At 68.0% G+C, this 18,153-nt stretch carries 19 protein-coding genes; 7 read left to right on the forward strand and 12 right to left on the reverse strand.

What is annotated here, in order from left to right; genetic code table 11:
- Position 1 precedes the first annotated feature (1 nt).
- The 4 genes from AC0685_RS03440 to AC0685_RS03455 all read right to left on the reverse strand — a co-directional run bounded on the left by AC0685_RS03440 (position 2) and on the right by AC0685_RS03455 (position 3,154).
- Positions 2–1,195 carry a hypothetical protein gene (locus tag AC0685_RS03440; protein ID WP_478224050.1) on the reverse strand — a complete coding sequence of 398 codons (1,194 nt, stop codon included), beginning with the start codon at positions 1,193–1,195 and terminating at the stop codon, positions 2–4.
- 3 nt (positions 1,196–1,198) lie between these two features.
- On the reverse strand, positions 1,199–1,789 hold the full coding sequence (locus AC0685_RS03445; RefSeq protein WP_478224051.1) for a DUF3558 domain-containing protein: 591 nt from the start codon (positions 1,787–1,789) through the stop codon (positions 1,199–1,201).
- A 20-nt stretch (positions 1,790–1,809) separates the two neighbouring features.
- A complete protein-coding gene (locus AC0685_RS03450; protein ID WP_478224053.1) occupies positions 1,810–2,256 on the reverse strand; it encodes a hypothetical protein in 447 nt (148 codons plus the stop codon).
- A 334-nt stretch (positions 2,257–2,590) separates the two neighbouring features.
- Complete coding sequence (locus AC0685_RS03455; RefSeq protein WP_478224055.1) at positions 2,591–3,154, reverse strand: DUF3558 domain-containing protein; 564 nt, start codon at positions 3,152–3,154, stop codon at positions 2,591–2,593.
- 420 nt (positions 3,155–3,574) lie between these two features.
- On the opposite strand from AC0685_RS03455, the gene AC0685_RS03460 reads away from it, so the two are divergent.
- Together AC0685_RS03460 and AC0685_RS03465 are read left to right on the forward strand one after the other, a co-directional pair.
- Positions 3,575–5,920, forward strand: coding sequence for an oxidoreductase (locus AC0685_RS03460; RefSeq protein ID WP_478224057.1), 2,346 nt, complete (start codon positions 3,575–3,577; stop codon positions 5,918–5,920).
- A 35-nt stretch (positions 5,921–5,955) separates the two neighbouring features.
- Positions 5,956–6,453 (forward strand): SRPBCC family protein, encoded by a 498-nt coding sequence (locus AC0685_RS03465; RefSeq protein WP_478224059.1) that lies wholly within the window; start codon positions 5,956–5,958, stop codon positions 6,451–6,453.
- Here the strand turns inward: AC0685_RS03465 and AC0685_RS03470 are convergent.
- Positions 6,420–6,989: a hypothetical protein gene (locus tag AC0685_RS03470; protein WP_478224060.1), complete on the reverse strand. Its 570-nt coding sequence runs from the start codon at positions 6,987–6,989 to the stop codon at positions 6,420–6,422. The two genes, AC0685_RS03465 and AC0685_RS03470, sit on opposite strands and share 34 nt — an antisense overlap.
- Before the next feature lie 152 nt (positions 6,990–7,141).
- On the opposite strand from AC0685_RS03470, the gene AC0685_RS03475 reads away from it, so the two are divergent.
- The 3 genes from AC0685_RS03475 to AC0685_RS03485 are packed head-to-tail and all read left to right on the forward strand — an operon-like array spanning position 7,142 to position 11,170.
- Positions 7,142–8,977, forward strand: coding sequence for an NHL domain-containing thioredoxin family protein (locus tag AC0685_RS03475; RefSeq protein ID WP_478224061.1), 1,836 nt, complete (start codon positions 7,142–7,144; stop codon positions 8,975–8,977).
- Positions 8,978–9,017: 40 nt separating this feature from the next.
- Complete coding sequence (locus AC0685_RS03480) at positions 9,018–9,311, forward strand: GroES family chaperonin (protein ID WP_007032412.1); 294 nt, start codon at positions 9,018–9,020, stop codon at positions 9,309–9,311.
- 20 nt (positions 9,312–9,331) lie between these two features.
- Positions 9,332–11,170, forward strand: coding sequence for a VanW family protein (locus tag AC0685_RS03485; protein WP_478224062.1), 1,839 nt, complete (start codon positions 9,332–9,334; stop codon positions 11,168–11,170).
- Between the two features lie 106 nt (positions 11,171–11,276).
- On the opposite strand, the gene AC0685_RS03490 is transcribed toward AC0685_RS03485, so the two are convergent.
- The 6 genes from AC0685_RS03490 to mug form a co-directional block, all read right to left on the reverse strand.
- The gene (locus AC0685_RS03490; protein ID WP_478224064.1) at positions 11,277–11,993 is read right to left on the reverse strand and encodes a leucine-rich repeat domain-containing protein; all 717 of its coding nucleotides are present in this window, start codon (positions 11,991–11,993) and stop codon (positions 11,277–11,279) included.
- Positions 11,994–12,014: 21 nt separating this feature from the next.
- Complete coding sequence (locus AC0685_RS03495; RefSeq protein ID WP_037307283.1) at positions 12,015–12,311, reverse strand: GlsB/YeaQ/YmgE family stress response membrane protein; 297 nt, start codon at positions 12,309–12,311, stop codon at positions 12,015–12,017.
- 71 nt (positions 12,312–12,382) lie between these two features.
- The gene (locus AC0685_RS03500; protein ID WP_340686134.1) at positions 12,383–12,658 is read right to left on the reverse strand and encodes a GlsB/YeaQ/YmgE family stress response membrane protein; all 276 of its coding nucleotides are present in this window, start codon (positions 12,656–12,658) and stop codon (positions 12,383–12,385) included.
- Between the two features lie 125 nt (positions 12,659–12,783).
- Positions 12,784–14,628, reverse strand: a complete 1,845-nt coding sequence (locus tag AC0685_RS03505) for an acyl-CoA dehydrogenase (protein ID WP_478224066.1) — start codon at positions 14,626–14,628, stop codon at positions 12,784–12,786.
- 138 nt (positions 14,629–14,766) lie between these two features.
- Positions 14,767–15,567, reverse strand: coding sequence for a response regulator transcription factor (locus AC0685_RS03510; protein WP_478224455.1), 801 nt, complete (start codon positions 15,565–15,567; stop codon positions 14,767–14,769).
- 283 nt (positions 15,568–15,850) lie between these two features.
- Complete coding sequence (gene mug / locus AC0685_RS03515) at positions 15,851–16,402, reverse strand: G/U mismatch-specific DNA glycosylase (protein WP_340686137.1); 552 nt, start codon at positions 16,400–16,402, stop codon at positions 15,851–15,853.
- Positions 16,403–16,730: 328 nt separating this feature from the next.
- Here mug and AC0685_RS03520 point away from each other — a divergent pair, with 328 nt between their 5' ends.
- Positions 16,731–16,907, forward strand: a complete 177-nt coding sequence (locus AC0685_RS03520; protein WP_192747174.1) for a hypothetical protein — start codon at positions 16,731–16,733, stop codon at positions 16,905–16,907.
- Here AC0685_RS03520 and AC0685_RS03525 read toward each other — a convergent pair.
- Positions 16,848–17,495, reverse strand: coding sequence for a VanZ family protein (locus tag AC0685_RS03525; RefSeq protein ID WP_478224068.1), 648 nt, complete (start codon positions 17,493–17,495; stop codon positions 16,848–16,850). The two genes, AC0685_RS03520 and AC0685_RS03525, sit on opposite strands and share 60 nt — an antisense overlap.
- 150 nt (positions 17,496–17,645) lie before the next feature.
- Here AC0685_RS03525 and AC0685_RS03530 point away from each other — a divergent pair, with 150 nt between their 5' ends.
- Positions 17,646–18,122, forward strand: a complete 477-nt coding sequence (locus tag AC0685_RS03530; RefSeq protein ID WP_478224070.1) for a GNAT family N-acetyltransferase — start codon at positions 17,646–17,648, stop codon at positions 18,120–18,122.
- The last annotated feature ends 31 nt before the right edge of the window (positions 18,123–18,153 follow it).

An 18,153-nucleotide genomic window follows, 5' to 3' on the forward strand; every position in this document is an offset into this window, starting at 1 on the left:
ATTACGCGCCGATCACCGGCGGAACCGGCTTGTCCCCGTCGTAACCGCCGAAGAGGGAGTCGCCGTCCTCTTCCTGCAGCGTGATCTTGCGCTGGTGCTCTTCGTCCTCGCCGCCCTTGCCCTTGCCGGCACCGGCGCCCATCCCGCCGCCGCCCATGCCAGGCGCTCCGGGGCGTCCCGCGGCCGCGGGTCCTCCCGCCGGTGTGCCGCGCATCGCGCCTTCACCGGGCATGCCGGCGCCGACGCCGCGGCCGGGCCCCATGCTCCCCGGCCCGCCCGTCGAGCCACCCGGCCCGAAGCCTGCGCCGGGCCCGAAGCCGCCCGTTCCCGGGCCGAATCCACTGCCGCCACCTCCAGGACCGCCGCCAGGACCGGGGCCGAAGCCGGGCGGGCGGTGGTCGCCCGGCCGTACCTGCGTCCCACGGTCCCACTGGGACAGTTCGGTCCGATCGTTCGGCTGCGGCGAAGGCTGCGGTCGCGGTACCTGCGGAATCCTCGGCGTCGGCGGGACCTGCGGCGGCCTCGGCGCCTGATACCCCTCGGCCCCCGGAGGCGCGCTGTACGAACTCGGCCCGCCGGTGTACCCGCTGGGACCACTGTGCCGCCCGGAGTCGCCGGGCCCGCCACTGAACCCGCTGACCTTGGTCTGACCGGGATCGATCGGATCCGGCGTGATCGGCCCCGACGAAACGTTCGGATCATGCGCGGCCGGATACGCCGGCGCGAGCGACTGCTGCCGCGGCTGGGTGCTCTGGTAGTACGGCTCGTAGATCTCGACGTTGTGCTTCGTGTCCGCGTCGAACTTCGCCGCCGCGATCTCGTCGTCACTCGCCCCGATGGACAAGACGTCCTCGGGCCCGCTGTCCCCCGCGCGTTCCTTCTCGACCGGGCGGACATTACCGCGCGTGTAATGGAAAGAGGCGTTCTGGTCGAACATCGACTGACGGGCGCGGTCCATGTTCTCGCCCGCGATCTTGGAGGTCGCGATGAGCGGGGCGAGGCCCGCTGTACCGCTGTCGGCGGCCTTGCCCTTCCAGAAGGAACTCAGCGCCGTCTGGCTGGACTCCAGCGTCCTGCTCATTCTGTGATGGATGTCCATCAAGGTGTGAGAGGCCTGCTGTGCCCTGTCCAGAGTCGCTGTGGTTTCGGGGTAGGTGTTGAGCTTGGTGAAGATCTCCCAACCGCTGTAGGTCATGACCTACGCCCCTTTGAAGTTCTTGATCGCGGCGGCCGCGACCTTGGTCGCCATTCCGCACGCGTCGGAAAAACCGGGATGCCTCATCGACAGGCGCGGAATCACGGTGTACACAAGGTCGTTCCGAACACCGACCGCCAACGTGCAGGTGCCTTCGTCCTCACCGCCGTTGGCGTAGATGACCGCCGGATAGCCCTCGATGGGTTCGACCGGCTTGAAAGTGGTGAGACCACCGGACTTGTGCTGCGCGTAGAGAGAACTGAGGCCGTCCTTGTTGCCGGTCACGAGCCCGGCGTTGACGTTGCTGGGGCTCCCGGCGAACAACCAGGTGCAACCGTTGCCCAAGGCCATCTTGTCCAGACGGGAACTTTCGACCTTGCCGCCGACCTCTTCCACTTGAGCAGTCGGGATCGCGCGGCAAGGGTCTGCCTCGACCACGGAGGTGTCAGTGATCGGATCAGTCACGCTCGGTGCGCCATCAGAAGGCAGTGTCGAGGAGGACGGCGCGGTGGGCGCCGGAGTTTCGGCGGTTCCCGGATTCTTGTCGCTGCAACCGCCGGACAGTGCGACCACGGCGATGGTTGCGGCGATCATGGGAATGGCTCGAGGTCGCATCAGTCGACTTTTCCGATCTGGCGAAGCGCGTCGATCGCCGCTTGGTCTTGATTCTGATAGGCCGTTTTGATCTCGATCAGAGTGCTCACGTAGGCGTCCGTATAGGCGCGGGCGCCTCGGAGAAAGTCTTGATAGGACCGACCAGAAGTGACAGCGGCTTGCGTGTAACCCTCGCTGCCGACCTCTGCACCCGGCGGCTTGATCTGGGTCAGCCACGTCGCTTCGTTCTGGGCGATCGCGAAGTCACCTTGAAGGCAATCCTCAAGAGACTTGATCACCTTGTCCATGGCCTCGGCATCGAACTCCCAGCCGCCGTTCGCCGAGGCGGCGGCGAAGTCGGCCTTGGCCTGCCCGGTGCCCAGATCGCGGTAGTCGGGCGTCGCCTGCGACCCCGGTCCGTTGGCCTGGTCGTTGGCCCTCTGTGGGCCGCTTCCCGGTCCTGTCATGACGTGCCTCCCCGCACGGGCCGCATCGGGCGCGACCTACCCGTAGTTCTCTGCTGACTCCAATCGGTGACGATAGCAGCAGGTAAACCGTTGATCAGCCCCTTCGCGGAAGATCACCATCGAAAGATGGGACGATCAGCGTGGTCTGGCCTGAAAGACGGTTTTGTCTGATCAAGAAAGCCCAGGCCGCCGCCCTCGGCTCGTCCTTCCCGACTCGGCGGACGTGCCGTGCGTGTGGTGCAGGAGGCGTTCTGGTCCGTACATCGACTGGCAGGTGCGCTCCGCTGCCAGCGGCCAGCCAGGGACGGCGATGAGCTCTCGCATCGCCGGAAGGTCATTGGACCGCCTTCAGATGCTGGATCGTGAACTCTGCGATCTTCACGCTCAAGCCGCACGGGTCGTCCAGGTAGGGGCTACCACGCCGCAGTTGCGTGACCAGGACGTATGTCACGTCGTCGCGGAGGCCTACTGCGAGCTGACAAGCGCCTTGACCTTCGCCACCATTCGCGTACTCGACTGCCGGATACCCGGCGATGTCCGGCAGTGGTTTGAACGTCGTTACGCCGCTACCTTGAGCTTTGAGCGCGTATAGGTGACTGAGGCCGTCGGGCTGGCTGACGTTCAATGCGCCGCTGACGTTCCCTGCGGAGTCGGCGAAGATCCAGGCACAACCGCTTCCGCTCGCGATGTCTTCGGCCGCTGTGCTTTTGAGGGCTCCTCCCACGCCTTCGACCTCGGTTTTGGTAGCAGCGCCGCAGGGATCCGTGGTCAGCAGGTCGGTCTTCAGTGGACTTCGCACGGCAGGGGCACCTGCTCGCGGTAGGCCCGAGGACGACGCCGGTGCAGAGGTGGGGCTCCCCGAGGTCTTGTCACCGTAGCAAGCCGTCGCAAGCAGCAAAGTCGTGCAGGTGATCGTCGAGGCGATGATGAGCCGTCACATTCGGGGCCTTTCCTGCTCTCGCTTGTCTGGAACCGAGCTCGCCATGGTTCGGCTGTGGAGCGAAGTGCTACCGGTGCTGCGCGGGCGAGTGCGGCCCAGCACTGTCGTGCCTCCCCGCACGGGCCGCGAAGGGCGCGACCTACCCGTAGTCCAACACCGACTCCGCTGAGTGACCGTAGCAGCGAACCGCCGCCCTCACGCCGAATCCGCTCAAGATCACCGACGCCGCGAGAAACGGCCTGGTCCAGCACCCGAGTCGGCCGTTCTGCCGTCGTAGGCACGTGGCAGCTTCCGGTCTACTGCCCTGGGCCACTTGCGAATCCCATGCGTGATCGGCTTCGCTGGTGCCCGAGGAACGACGGGGGAGGGAACGAAACGATGCCGGGTTTTCGGCGCAACAACGGGCCGCGTGATCCGGGGGAAGGCGACCAGAACGGCGACACGTCGCTGCCGCCGCTCGACCCGTTCGATCCGAACCCCGACAAGCGGTACGAGGTCCCGGCGTCCGAGCTGATGAAGCCGGGCACGACGGGGCTGCTCCGCTGGCGTCGCCAGGCGACCAACGCGCCGATCGTGCAGGTCGAGGACGCGTACATCACCGGGACGCTCGATCTGCGCGCGGCCGACATCAAGTATCTGTTCCGGTTCGAGCGGTGCCGGTTCGAGCATCCGCCGGACGTCCGCGAGGCGCATCTGCTCGGGCTCGTGTTCCGCAAATGCTGGCTGCCCGGGCTCAAGGCGCGCAACCTCCGCACCCGCAACGACGTCCGCCTCATCCGCAGTGTCGTGCACGTCGACGCCGAGCACGAGATCGAGGAGACCACGGTCCAGCGCGGCGACGATCGTGAGCGCGGGATGCCGAACGCGGCGGTCAACCTGACCGACGCGGTCATCGAGGGCTCCGTCGTGCTGACCCGCACGGTGATCACGCATCCGCGCGGCAAGGCGATCCAGGCCGACCGGGTCAACATCGTCGGCGCGTTGCTGGCGTATCGGTTGGTGGCCAACGGAGAAGTCCGCATCCCGGGGATGCGCGCCGGCGGTAACGTCAACTTCTCCGGCGCGACGCTGAACAACCGGGACGGGTTCGCGCTCAACGGGAACGGGATCCACATCGGCGGCAGCCTGTTGTGCGAGGTGGACAACTACGGGCCCGCCGCGCAGCGGAAACGCTTCTCCGCCAGTGGGATCATGTTCCTGCCGAGCGCCACTGTGGACAGTGACATCATTTTGCGCGAGGCAAGGCTTTCGGTGAACCAGGCCGGGCCGATCGTCGTCGACGCGTGGAAGTCGAACGATCCGTACATCGATCCGCGGCCGGCGCTGGTCGCGGATCGCTCGACGGTCAAGGGGAACCTCGAGCTGAGCGACGGGATGCAGGCGACCGGGACGCTGCGGATGGTCAACGCCCGGATCGGCGGGTCGCTGCGGCTGGCCGGCGCCGAGGTCCAGGTCGTCCGCGGGCAGACCATTCCCTACTACGACCGCGCGATCCACCTCGACGGGACCACCATCGGCGGCGATCTGGAGGCGACGAGCCTGCGGGTGCCGTCCGGGCAGTTGCGCATGGCCGACATCACCGTCGGCGGCAACGTGCTGGCGTGGAACTCGATGTTCCTCCACCCGCGCCGCGACGTCTTTTCCGCGCGACGCGCGAAGGTCGCGGGCAACTTCCAGCTCACCGACGCGACCGTTCAGGGCACCCTGCGGCTGCAGGGCGCCGAGATCGGCGGCAGCGTGAACCTCTTCGGCACGAGCCTGACCGAGCCAGGCGCGCGCACGCGCACCAGTTACTCGCTGGACGTCCGTACCGCGCGGATCGGCCGGGACCTGATCCTCACCGAGAACAAGGAACGCCCGTTCGTCGCGCAGGGCGGGGTCAACCTCGACGGCGCACAGGTCGCGCGGCGCGTCGACTTCCGCGGCGCGCGACTGGGTTCCCTGCCACAGCACGGGATCGCGCTCGACGGCAGTGATGTCTCGGCCGACGAATTCCTGCTCACGCCCGGCGCTCCGCCGGACGGCCGGATCGTGCTGCGGCGCGCGCATTGCGGGACGCTGGGCGACAACGAGGCGTTCTGGGCGTCGGCGAGCGGGATCGAGCTGGAGGATTTCCGTTACGACGCACTGCAAGAGGACATCGCGCTCGACGACGACCGGGCGATCGACCATCGGATCGCGTTGCTGCGCAAGGCGATGGACGGTTACCGCCCGGGGCCCTACGACCAGCTGGCGGCGACGCTGCGCGCGTCCGGTAATGAAGAGCACGCGTCCACGGTGTTGCTGAAGAAACAGCAGTTCCGGTACGAGGCACTCGCGAAGGGCTTCAAGTTCTTCGGACCCGGCGTGCACGTGTGGAGCTGGTTGCAGCGGTCGATGGTCGGCTACGGCTTCCGTCCGGTGCGCGCGCTCGGCTGGCTGCTGACGCTGCTCGTACTGGGGAGCCTGTGGTTCGGGCTCGGCGTCGACGACTGCATCACGAACCCCAAGCTCACGGTGAGCGGGCCGCGGTGCCTGGTCAACCAGGACGACACCGGGCTGCAGTGGAACCCGGTGCTGTACACGATCGACCTCCTGGTCCCGATCGTCGACTTCGGCAACAAGTCGCGCTGGTACATGCACGGCATGGACAACTGGGTCGCGGCCGGGTTCACCGCCTCGGGCTGGGTGCTGGCGACGACGGTGGCGGCCGGCATAAGCCGGATGCTCCGCCGCGACAACTGAGGGTATTTCACATACCCTCAGTACGGAGGTATGTGATGACGCAGCCCAGCGCCACCGGCAAGATCGCGATCGCCGCCCCGCCCGAGAAGGTGTACGCCCTGGTCAGCGACCCGGGCGCCCTCGCGGACATGGCCGAGGAGTACGAAGGGCACCGCTGGGTCGGTGCGGCGAAGGAGCCCGCCGTCGGCGCCAAGTTCCGCGGCCGCAACCGCCAGGGGTTCCGCCGCTGGAGCACTCTCTCGACGATCACCGACGCCGACCAGGGCAAGCGGTTCGCGTTCGAGGTGACCACCGTCGCCGGTCTTCCCGTCGCGCGCTGGCAGTACGACATCGAGCCCTCGGGCGACGGCTGCGTGGCCGTCGAAAGCACGTGGGACCGGCGGCCGGGCTGGCTGCGCGGGCCGACGTCGCTGTTCACCGGGGTCTGGAAGCGGGACGACGCCAACCGGGCGAACATCGCCGCGACGCTGGCCCGGCTGAAGGCCGCCGCCGAGTCCGTTCACTCCACGAACCGCGACCAGAACTCGACCTGACGCGGCCCGCCGGACGGCGGCGGGCCCAAGGGCTCGCCACAGAAATCGTGCCGCAGGTACCCCCGCAGGTCGTAGCCGTAGTAGACGATGTCGGTCTGATACACCGACAGCACCGGATATCCCGTGCTCCCGGCGATTCCCGGCAGATACCGGTGCCCGCAGACGGGAACCAGCTGCGGGGCGAGCGCCAGATGCGAGCGGGCCCGCGAAAGCGCGTCGGCGAGGTGATGCGGGCGCATGCCCCAGTCCGGCAGCCAGAAGCCGTTGTGTTCGACGTCGTACAGCACTCCGTCGACCGGCCAGTCCAGGCGTTTCCGCAGCTGGTCGGGGTTGCCGCAGCGCCAGTCGGGCCAGCGGTCGCCGATCGGCACCCCGGCCGAGAGGAAGGTGCGGTGGTCGGCGGCGAACCGGAAGCCGAAGCGGGCTTCGACGTCGTCGAGCTCGGCCTCGCTCAACCCGGGACGCACGGGTTCGGCCAAGCTCGCCTGGAGATCGTGTGCCTCCTCGATGGTGAAGGCGTGCTCAACAGTGGACATGTGTTCGAGCCTAAATTGCCCAACGCGAAGGCGCCTTCTCTTTTAACACCACTCCCTCATCACCCACATGGGGCTCCTCCCTCGGGGTGAGCTCGCCCTCTCAACGCCTGGACCTCGGAACAGCACGGCCGCGCGTGTAGTTCACTCATGTCGTGACTTCTCCACGAACGCAGTCCCGCGTCCGGGCGCCCGAGCTCGACGGCGACGGGTGGCTCAACACCGGCGGTGAGCGGATCACGCTCGCCGGGCTGCGCGGCCGCGTCGTCCTGCTGGACTTCTGGACCAGTGGCTGCGTCAACTGCCTGCACGTGCTGGACGAGCTGCGCCCGCTGGAGGCCGAGTTCGCCGACGTCCTGGTGACCATCGGCGTGCATTCGCCCAAGTTCCTGCACGAGGGCGAGGCGGCCGCGATCGAGGCCGCCGTGCGGCGCTACGAAGTGCACCACCCGGTGCTCAACGACCCGAAGATGGCCACCTGGTCGCAGTACGCGGTCAAGGCGTGGCCGACGCTGGTCGTCGTCGACCCCGAGGGTTACGTCGTCCACGTCGCCGCCGGTGAAGGGCACGCCGAGGCGCTGCGCCGGGTGATCGCCGACCTCGTCGCCACCCACGAGGCCAAGGGCACGCTGCGCCGCGGCGGCAGCCCGTACGTCCCGGCCGAGGAGAAGCGCACCGAGCTGCGCTTCCCGAGCAAGGCCGTCACCACCGCCGAAGGCCGCATCCTGGTCGCCGACACCGGCAATCACTCCATCGTCGAGTTCGCGTCCGACGGCGAGACGATCATCCGCCGCTTCGGCAGCGGAGAGCGCGGCGCGCAGGACGGGCCGTTCGACCTGGCGAGCTTCACCGAGCCGTCCGGGATCACCCTGTTGCCGTACGAGGTCGCCGAGCGCGCGGGGTACCACGCCGTCGTCGCCGACACGGCCGGTCACCGGCTGCGCGGTATCGACCTGATCACCGGTGAGGTCTCCACTGTCGCCGGCACCGGCCGTCAGTGGCGCGACGGCGTCGACACCGGCAAGGCGCTCGACATCGACCTGACCAGCCCCTGGGACGTCGCCTGGTGGGGACCCGCGGGCGGTGTCGTGGTCGCCATGGCGGGCAACCACACGCTGAGCGTGTTCGAGCCCGTCTCGGGCACCATCCGCCGTTTCGCCGGCACGACCGTTGAAGGCCTGCGTGACGGTGACGTCCACGAAGCGTTCTTCGCGCAGACGTCCGGTCTCACGCCCGACGGACGGAAGCTGTGGCTCGCGGACGCGGAGACGTCGGCGCTGCGCTGGATCCAGCCCGAGGGCGAGACGTTCACCGTGCACACGGCGGTCGGCGTCGACCTGTTCTCCTTCGGGCACGTCGACGGGCCCGCGGACAAGGCGCTCCTGCAACATCCGCTCGGCCTCGCCGTGCTGCCCGGCGACACCATCGCGATCGCCGACACCTACAACGGCGCCATCCGCCGCTACGACCCGCTCACCCGCCGGGTGACCACGCTCGCGACCGGTCTCGCGGAGCCGTCCGGACTGCTCGTGCACGACGGCGAACTTCTGGTCGTCGAGTCGGCGGGAAGCCGCGTCGGTCCGGTGCCGCTCGGTGAGCAGGCGGTGGCCGGGGACGCGCACGCGGTCCGCCGTCCGCCGACCGTGCTGGCGCCGGGTGAGCTGGAGTTCTCCGTCGTCTTCACCCCGCCACCGGGTGAGAAGCTCGACGACCGGTTCGGCCCGTCGACGCGGCTGGAGATCAGCGCGTCGCCGCCGGAACTGCTCGCCGACGGCGCCGGGGTGGGCACGGACCTGTTCCGCAAGCTCCGCTTCGCCGAGGGCGTCACCGGCGGGGTCCTTCAGGTCGTCGCGCAGGCCGCCAGCTGTGACGACGGAGGCGAGCACCCCGCGTGCCGCATCACCCGGCAGGACTGGGGCGTCCCGGTGCGGTTCGAAAAGGGCGGAGAAAGCGTGCTGAGCCTGGTCATGGCGGGCGATCCGGGTAAGTAGAGTCGTACTCGTGTCAGATCGGCCGAAACTCGAGATTCAGATGCTGCAGGACAGGGTGCTCGTGAAGCTGTCCCCCGAGGACGGGGAGCGCCGAAGTTCCGGCGGCATCGTCATCCCCGCCACCGCGCAGGTCGCGCGGCGGCTCGCGTGGGGTGATGTACTGGGCGTGGGCAACAGTGTGCGGAACGTCAAGACCGGCGACCGCGTGCTGTTCAACCCGGATGACCAGCACGAGGTCGAGATCCAGGGTGAGGGGCACCTGGTGATGCGGGAACGCGACATCCACGCCGTGGCGACCGAACGGACCGAACACGGCACGGGGTTGTACCTGTAACTCGAGCCACGGGAGGGGCGGTGCGCGAAGACCGTGACGAGCCGGGTGCCGGCCTGTTCACCGACGATCTCCTCCCGGACTCCGACCAGGGCCTGGTGGACGAGCTCTTCGAGGGTGACAGGGTGGTGAATCCGCCGCCTACGCCCGCGTCGAAGTTCCGCCGGGGACTCGGCAAGGCCCTCATGGTCACCGGGGTGCTCATGGGCCTGTTCGTGGTCGCGTACGCGGTCGATCTGATCGTCAGCGCCGGGGACGTCCCGCGCGGCGTCACGGTCGCGGGGATCGACGTCGGCGGCCTCACGCACAAGGAGGCGGAGTCGAAGCTCCGCCGTGAGCTGGAGCCCAGGCTGATCGAGCCGGTGCGGGTGCGGGCCGGCGACGTCCGGACGGTGCTGTACCCGACGTCGTCCGGTCTCGGCCTGGACTGGCCGCAGACGCTGGGGCGCGCCGGTCATCAGCCGCTGAGCCCGTACACGCGGCTGATGTCGTTCTTCAGCAGCCGCGAGGTCGGTGTCGTCACCTGGACCGACGCGCCGAAGCTCGAAAAGGCCGTCTCGGACCTCGCCGCCGCTCAGCTGAACCGCCCGCCGGTCGAAGGGAACATCACGTTCCAGCCCGTCGCGGGCAGCGACGGCGGCGTCGTCGCCACCGCGGTCGAGCCGCGGAACGGGCAGACGCTCGCCGACGTCAAGGAGGCGGTCACCGCGGTCATCGACCGCTGGCTGGGCGACGAAGGTGTCGAGCTGAAGGTGAACGTCGCGCCCGTTAAGGCGACTTCGCCCGGTGTGCACGCCGCGCTCGTCAAGATCGTCGTCCCCGCGGTCGCGAAACCGCTCGTCATCCGCGGCGAGGGCAAGGACGCGACACTGAAGCCCGCCACGATCGCGGAGTCCTTCCAGTTCGCCGCGCGCGACGACGGCAACCTCGAAGTCCGCATCGACCAGGGCAAACTGCGCGCCGCCGCGCAGCCTCAGCTCAAGGAGACCGAGACCGACGGGGCGGACGCGCAGATCGTCTTCGTCGGCGACAGGCCGGCGGTGCAGCCGTCGAAGGACGCGCGGAAGATCAACTGGGACCACACGTTCTCGACGCTGACCTCGGTGCTCGCGAAGAGCGAAGAGCGGGAGCTGAAGGCGGTCTACGACGCCAGCAGCCCGGCCGTCAGCACCGACGCGGCGAACGTCCTCGGCATCAACGAGATCATCGGCGAATTCACCACGTCGGGCCTGAGCGGGCCGGCGATGACGAACGTGCAGGCACTGGCGAGCAGGGTCTCGGGCGCCATCGTGAAGCCGAACGAGACGTTCAGCCTCGGCGCGCGGTCCGGAGCGAGGACGGCGGACGCGGGTTACGTCCCCGCTCCGGTGAACGAAGACGGCACCGGGCCGGTCGTGGTCGGCGGCGGTGTCTCCCAGCTCGCGACGACGCTCTACAACGCCGCGTACCTGGCGGGGCTGGCCGATGGCGGGCATCTGGAACACGACCACTACCTCGACCGCTATCCGGTCGCGCGCGACGTGAAGGCGATCAACGACGACGGCTCGCCGGTCGAGCTGCAGATCGTCAACGACGCCCCGACCGGGATCGCGATCCAGGTGATCCCCGCCAACGGTTCGGTGACCGTGCGGATCTGGGGCACCAAACGGTTTTCGGTGCAGAGCGTCGGCGGGGAGAGGCACTCCCACGTCCCCCAGCCCGTGCAGATGGGCTCTGGCCCCGGGTGCGTACCCGATCCCGGCGCGGCCGGGTTCAGCACCTCGGACACCCGCGTGCTCGTCGACGTCGTCACCGGGACGGAGGTCCGCCGGGAGACCCGCAACGCGACCTACTCGCCGCGGGCCGCGATCATCTGCACCTGAGTTCCTGTTGGTGAACCCGCGTCCGTGATCGACGTCGGCAGGGCGGGTTCACGCGTTCGGCCACTTTTCGGAGTACATCTTCAGCTCCGCCATCAGGCTCTGAGGCTCACCGCAGCACCATGCAGCCGCGAGCCTCGAAGTCCGCGAGCCACGACGGCTCCCGCAACTCCTTGTTCCAGCGCAGGTCCAGTTTGTCCAATTTGGACAGCCGGGCGATGGACGACGGCAGCGAAGTGAGCTTGTTCTCGCGCAGGTCCAGCTGACGCAGCTCGTTCAGCTCCCCGAGAGAGGACGGCAGGGAAGTCAGCAGGTTCTTCCGCAGGTGTAGTTCGCGTAACGCGGAAAGCGTCCCGATCGATTCCGGTAGTTCGGTCAACCCGTTGCCGTACAAGCGGAATTCGCGCAACGAGGCCAGCCCGGAGAGGTCTTCCGGAAGTGTGGAGATGCGATTGTCCGTGCAGCCCAGATATTTCAGCCGTCCGAGCGAGCAGAGCGCGGCGGGGAACTCGGTGAGCCGGTTGTCGCTCACGTAAAGGTATTCCGTCAGCCCGGACAGCTCGCCGAGTTCGTCCGGCAGGGTCGAAAGCTCGTTGTGCCCCAGATCCAGGGTGTGCAGGTTCCGCAGGGCGCCGATCGAGGGCGAGACGGTGGTCAGCCGGTTGTCGGCCAGATTCAGCACACGGAGCCCGGACAGGGACCACAGCTCGTCGGGAACGGACGTCAGCCGGTTGTCGTACAGGTCCAGGTACTCCAGCGAGGCAGGGAGAGGGAGGTCGCGCAGGGAGGTCAGCCCCTGGCCACTGAGATCGAGTCGAGTGGTCACAGGGGCCGACCGTAGCCCCGGTCAGGTCACGGCGCGGTGCCCGCCGCCCTTGACCTTCGCGTAGATGGCGGCCGCGGCGATGACGCCGACGACGGCCGCGCCGACCTGGAAGGCGTGCCGGATCCAGTCGATGCCCGGGGTGTCACGGACACCGAACACACCGGCCAGCCAGTTGCCGATGAAAGCGGCGATGATGCCGACCACGATCGTCAGCCACATCGGGATCTTCTGATCGCCGGACGCCAGCATCCGGCCGATGACACCGAGAATCAGCCCGACCACGATCGTGGTGATGATGCCCCAAAGGCCACCCAACATGGTTCCTCCTTCGCTGGAGATCGATGAGCCCACGGTGACACCGATTCGGGCTCATCGCGCCTCAAGACCCCTTACCGGGTGACACCGCGGCGTCCGTAGAGGTTCGCGGCCAGGGTCACCCCGATACCGGCGATGACGATCTGGGTGATGAGTTCGAGCCAGTCGAAGCCCTTCGTGTCCGCGTAGCCGAGTCCACGGGCGATCGCCGTACCGATGAAGGCGGCGACGATACCGACGATGATGGTCAGCCAGATCGGGATGGACTGCTTGCCGGGGGCGAAGAACCTGCCGAGCACCCCGAGGATCAAACCGACCACGATCGCCGTGATGATGCCGGTGACTGTCATTGAAGACTCCTTTGCCGAGGTCTCCGCCCGCGGGCGGACTCAGCACGGAAATGCCCCCGGAAAACCGCCTCGAAACCACGAAGAGCCCCCTCCGGACCGGAGAGGGCTCTTCGTCACTAAACCGTTTAGAACGCGGCTTCGGGGATCTCCATGAGGCTGTTGTCCGCGGCTTCGACGATCGCGCGGCGCGACGTCAGCTCCGGCAGCACGTTCTTCGCGAAGAACGACGCCACGGCGAGTTTGCCCTCGTAGAACGGGACGTCCTTCGCGGACGCGCCGGCGTCGAGCTTGCCGATGGCGACCTCGGCGTGCTTGATGAGCTGCCAGCCGATGAGCAGGTCGCCGACCGACATCAGCAGGCGGACCGTGTGCTGGCCGACCTTGTTGATGTTCTGCGGGTCTTCCTGCGACGAGGTCAGGTAGCCGATCAGCGAGCCGAGCATGCCCTGGGTGTCTTCCAGCGCCTGCTTGAGCAGGGCGCGCTCGTTCTTGAGCCGCCCGTTGCCGATCTCCGACTCGATGGTCTTCGTGATCTCGCCGGCGACGTAGGCCAGCGAAGCGCCCTTGTCGCGGACGATCTTGCGGAAGAAGAAGTCCAGCGACTGGATGGCCGTGGTGCCTTCGTACAGCGAGTCGATCTTCGCGTCACGGATGTACTGCTCGATCGGGTAGTCCTGCAGGAAGCCCGACCCGCCGAGGGTCTGCAGCGACTGCACGAGCTGCTCGGTCGCGCGCTCGGAACCGACGCCCTTGACGATCGGCAGCAGCAGGTCGTTGACGCCGTGCGCGACCTTCTGCGAGGCCTCGTCGCCCTCGCCGGTCCACACCTGGTCCTGGAAGGTCGCGGTGTAGAGGTACACCGCGCGCAGGCCCTCGGCGTACGCCTTCTGCAGCATCAGCGAGCGGCGGACGTCCGGGTGGTGGGTGATGGTGACGCGCGGCGCCGCCTTGTTCAGCATGTTCGGCAGGTCGGCGCCCTGGACGCGCTCCTTGGCGTACTCGAGCGCGTTGAGGTAACCGGTCGACAGCGTCGCGATGGCCTTCGTGCCGACCATCATGCGGGCGTACTCGATGACCTGGAACATCTGCGCGATGCCGTCGTGCACCTCGCCGAGCAGCCAGCCCTTGGCGGGCGTGCCGTGCTGGCCGAAGGTCAGCTCGCAGGTGGTGGAGGCCTTGATGCCCATCTTGTGCTCGACGTTGGTGACGAAGGCGCCGTTGCGCTCGCCCAGCTCACCGGTCTCGCCGTCGAAGTGGAACTTCGGCACGAGGAAGAGCGAAAGGCCCTTGGTGCCGGGCCTGGTCTCGATGCCGGGGCCCTCGGGGCGGGCCAGCACCAGGTGCATGATGTTCTCGACCATGTCGTTCTCGGCCGAGGTGATGAACCGCTTCACGCCGTCGATGTGCCAGGAGCCGTCCTCCTGCTTGACGGCCTTGGCGCGGCCGGCGCCGACGTCGGAACCGGCGTCGGGCTCGGTGAGCACCATGGTGGCGCCCCAGCCGCGGTCGATCATGATCTGCGCCCAGCGCTTCTGCTCGTCGGTGCCGTTCTTGTCGACGATGCCGGCGAAGTTCGGGCCCGCCATGTACATGAACAGCGGCGCGTTGGCGCCGAGGATCAGCTCGGCCGCGGCCCACTGCACGGTCGGGGGCAGGCCGAAGCCGCCCAGCTCGTTCGGCAGGCCCAGCCGCCACCATTCGCCGTCCATCAGCGCCTGGTAGCTCTTCTTGAACGACTCGGGGATCTTCACCGAGAAGGTCTTCGGGTCGTACACCGGCGGGTTGCGGTCCGCGTCGGCGTACGAGTCGGCGAGGGGACCGGAAGCGAGCTTGTTCAGCTCGGTCAGCACGCCGCGGGCGGTCTCCTCGTCGGATTCCGCGAGGACGCCCTTGCCGAGGCGGTCCTGCACGCCGAGTACCTCGAAGAGGTTGAACTCCAGGTCTCGGACGTTGCTCTTGTAGTGGCCCATTTCGTCACTCCAATGTGTTCGGCTCCCCGGCCGGGCACACGTCCCCTACTCGCCGGTAACTTCAGGATATTACCTGTGGGTAACCGGCGGCAAGTGAATGGCCACTGTTGTGATGTGTAAATCAGCAATACGGGGGGCTCAGCGGGAGGACGGCGCGATCGAAGTGGTCGTGGGCGGCTCGACCGGCGTGTGCGCGTCGTCCGGGTTCGTGACCAGGATGCCGGAGCGGAACGCGATCGTCACCGCGTGTGTCCGGTCGCGGGCCGAAAGCTTGCGCAGGATGCTCTTGACGTGCGTCCGCACGGTTTCCACGGACAGGAACAGGATCTTCGCGATCCCGGAGTTCTCCAGCCCTTCCGCCACCAGTTGCAGGACCTGGTACTCGCGGCGGGACAGCGGCATCAGGCCGCGCGCGGTCGCCGGTTTGGGGGCGTCGCCCGGCTTCGGGAGCACGGGCTGGCGTTTCGGCCGCGCGGTCAGCGCCGCCAGCGTCGGGTCGATGTAGCGGCGGTCGCTGTGCGCGCGCCGGATCGCCTCGGTCAGGTGCCGCCCGTCGGTCGCCCGCGGCACGATCGCGTGCACGCCCGCCGCGATCGCCGCGGCGAGGTACTGCTGGGTGCGGTTGGTGTCTCTGATCATCGTGATGATGACCAGGGCCGGGTCGCCGCCGCTGAGCAGGCGGGACAGGTGGCAGTTCGGGTCGAGCGCCGAATCCAGCACGATGACGTCCGGTTTGAGCTGTTCGCACAGTTGGAGCGCCGCGTGATGGCTGGTCGCGTGCCCGAGCCACTGCAGGCCCGGTGTGCGGTGGACCAGCGAGCTCAGGCCCTCGCAGAAGATCGGGATCGGATCGACGGCGGCCACGCCGAGGCCGCGGCCGCCTGGTGACAGTCCGCCAGGCCTGCCGGCCTGTGTTCGGTTCGGCTCGATGGTTCGCATCACGGACCCCTCCGTTTTCCTGCCCCGCCATCTCCGGACGAGAGGACTCGAAAGCCCATTCGGTGACCACCGCCCCCCGGCGTGGTCACCCTCGTCAACCGGTCCCCCCTGCGGGACCGGACAGAGATGACACCTCGTAACTATTACGAGTCAGTAGGTCGGAGCACGTGACGCGATATCCCCCTCATAGATGTATCGCCCCGTCGCGGCAAACTCTGCGTATCAGCTGGTTGTGGATCTCTTGCTCAAATGAGCCCGCCGAGGGCGGAACTTGACATGTTCGCTACTCAGAGTGGACTTCGGTGCGAAGGCGGCCGAATTCGTCTCCGAGTGCCGCGGGCGTCCAATGCGCGTTCAGCCCGCTGGGATTGGGAAGGACCCAGACCCGTGCCCCGCCGATCTCGCCGTCCTGCGGGCCGATCTTCGCCTTCGGCAGTCCGAACGCCGTCCGGAAGGCCGTGATCCCGACCACGGCGAGCCAGCGTGGCCGGTATTCGGCGACCCTCGCCGCGAGGAGGCGCCCGCCTTCACGGAATTCGTCCGGGGTCAGCTCGTCGGCCCGCGCCGTCGTCCGCGCGACGACGTTCGTGATGCCCAGGCCGAGGCCGAGCAGCTCGTGCTGCTCGCTGGGGTCGAGCAGGCGCGGGGTGAAGCCGCCGCGGTACAAGGCGGGCCAGAACCGGTTCCCCGGCCTGGCGAAGTGCAGGCCGAGCGCGCCCGAGTAGAGGCCCGGGTTGATCCCGCAGAACAGCACGTCCAGATCGGGCGCGATGACGTCGTCGATGGTCTTGCCGTAGGCGGCGGCAAGCTCGTCCTTGGTCGGCTTGGTCCTCACCCCGCCAGTTTCCGGCACGCTGGCGGGTATGGAGCAGGGGGCGTTCACGGCCGACGGCTTCTGGAACTGGGGCATCCAATGGCCGGGGTGCTCGTCCGTCCGTGACAGGCTCGGCGAGGTCGAGGCCGGCTGGACTCGGAGGCGCCGGCTACCGCCCTGAACAGGGCAGACCTGACCTTCGAGCGCTGGTGTACCGGCGACCGGACGTGGTTCTCGGCGACCCCGGCGTGACCTGGGACACCCGCATTCGTCTCAAGGGGTGGTCAAGTCACCACGACATGCGTACTGTTTGTGATCTCGCACACAAGGTCGTATTCGAGGAGGCGTTTTGCAGCTCTCGCTCATCCTCGGCCTGGTCGCGTTGATCTTCGTGGTGGCCACCGTGCTGGTGATCGCGGAAGACCGGCGGGCCGCGCGGCGCGCGGCCCAGCGACGGCAGGCGAGGCTAGCGGACCTGGGCGAGGTCGACCCGCTCGCCACGCAGCGGCTGCATCTCGATCGTTGAGGGAACGGGCTTCCGCGCGAGGCTGAGCAGCAGTGCCCCGGCGATCCAGCCGAGCATCGCGCCACCGGTGTTGTTGAGCAGGTCGTCGACGTCGAAGATCCGGTAGACGTAGGGCGCGGTGCCGAAGTTCGCGGTCAGCTGCGTGATCTCGATCAGCAGCGACGCGGCGAGCCCGATCAGCGTCGTGCCGATGAGGCCGCGCTTCCAGAGCGTCCTGGCAAAGAAGCCGAGCGGGACGAACAGCAGCACGTTCATGGTGGCCTGCTGGAAGGTCTGGGTGGTGAACCAGTCGGCCATCGGCAGCCCGTGCTTGAGCAGTTCGGTGTGGATGTCGGTGACCCACTGGAACGGGTGCGGCTGCACGGTCTGACTCAGCCGTTTGACGCCGGGGCCGGGCAGCGGCAGGAAGGTCACCGCCAGGGTCATGGTGGTGTAGAGCAGCACGGCGGCCATGGTCAGGACGGGACGAAGCCGCACCCGGCCGTACCGCGCGTGCAGGACGATCAGCTGCGGGATCAGTACCGTCGCCCAGAGCGCGAAGAAGCCGATCAAGCCGTACTGCAGGGCGGTGACCTGTGCGTTCGTCATGACCACGACGTTATGGATCATGCGGGTGCGGCCACTTCGGTCGAAGGGCCGCCGCTGCCGGTGGCGGATCGGCCGAGTGGCCGACCCCGATCTTGGCCGATCGGCGATATTCGTTCCCTGATCCGCCGGTGGACGTGGGATTCTGCCCGGATGGTGCTCGTTCGACGGCTCATCCCCGCGGACCTCGACGTCTTCCGTGAGGTCCGCCTGCGTGCCCTGACGGACACGCCCGAGAACTACGGCTCGATCGCCGCGGCCGAACGCGCGCAATCCGACGAGGAGTGGCTCGCGAAACTGACCGGGGACGTCTGGTTCGCCGCCTTCGACGACGGGCGTCCGGTGGGTCTCGTCGCCGGTCGGGCGCGGGACGACGGCTGGATCCTCTACTCGATGTGGGTCGCGCCCGAAGCCCGTCGCCGGGGGGTGGGCACCAAGCTGATGGGTGAAGTGCGGTCGGCCGCCGAGGAAGGCGGTGCGCGCGAGGTGTGGCTGCACGTCGCGGAGGACAACGACCACGCGCGGCGGCTGTACCTGCGGCTGGGATTCATCGCGACGGGGGAACTGGAGCCGATGCCGAACGACGTCACCCGGCGGCGCGAACGTCTTTATCTGCCTGTCGCCGTGTGACGTTTGCCTATCGTCCTGCTTTCTGCCCTGG

It is taken from the genome of Amycolatopsis sp. NPDC043889 (assembly GCF_056435645.1).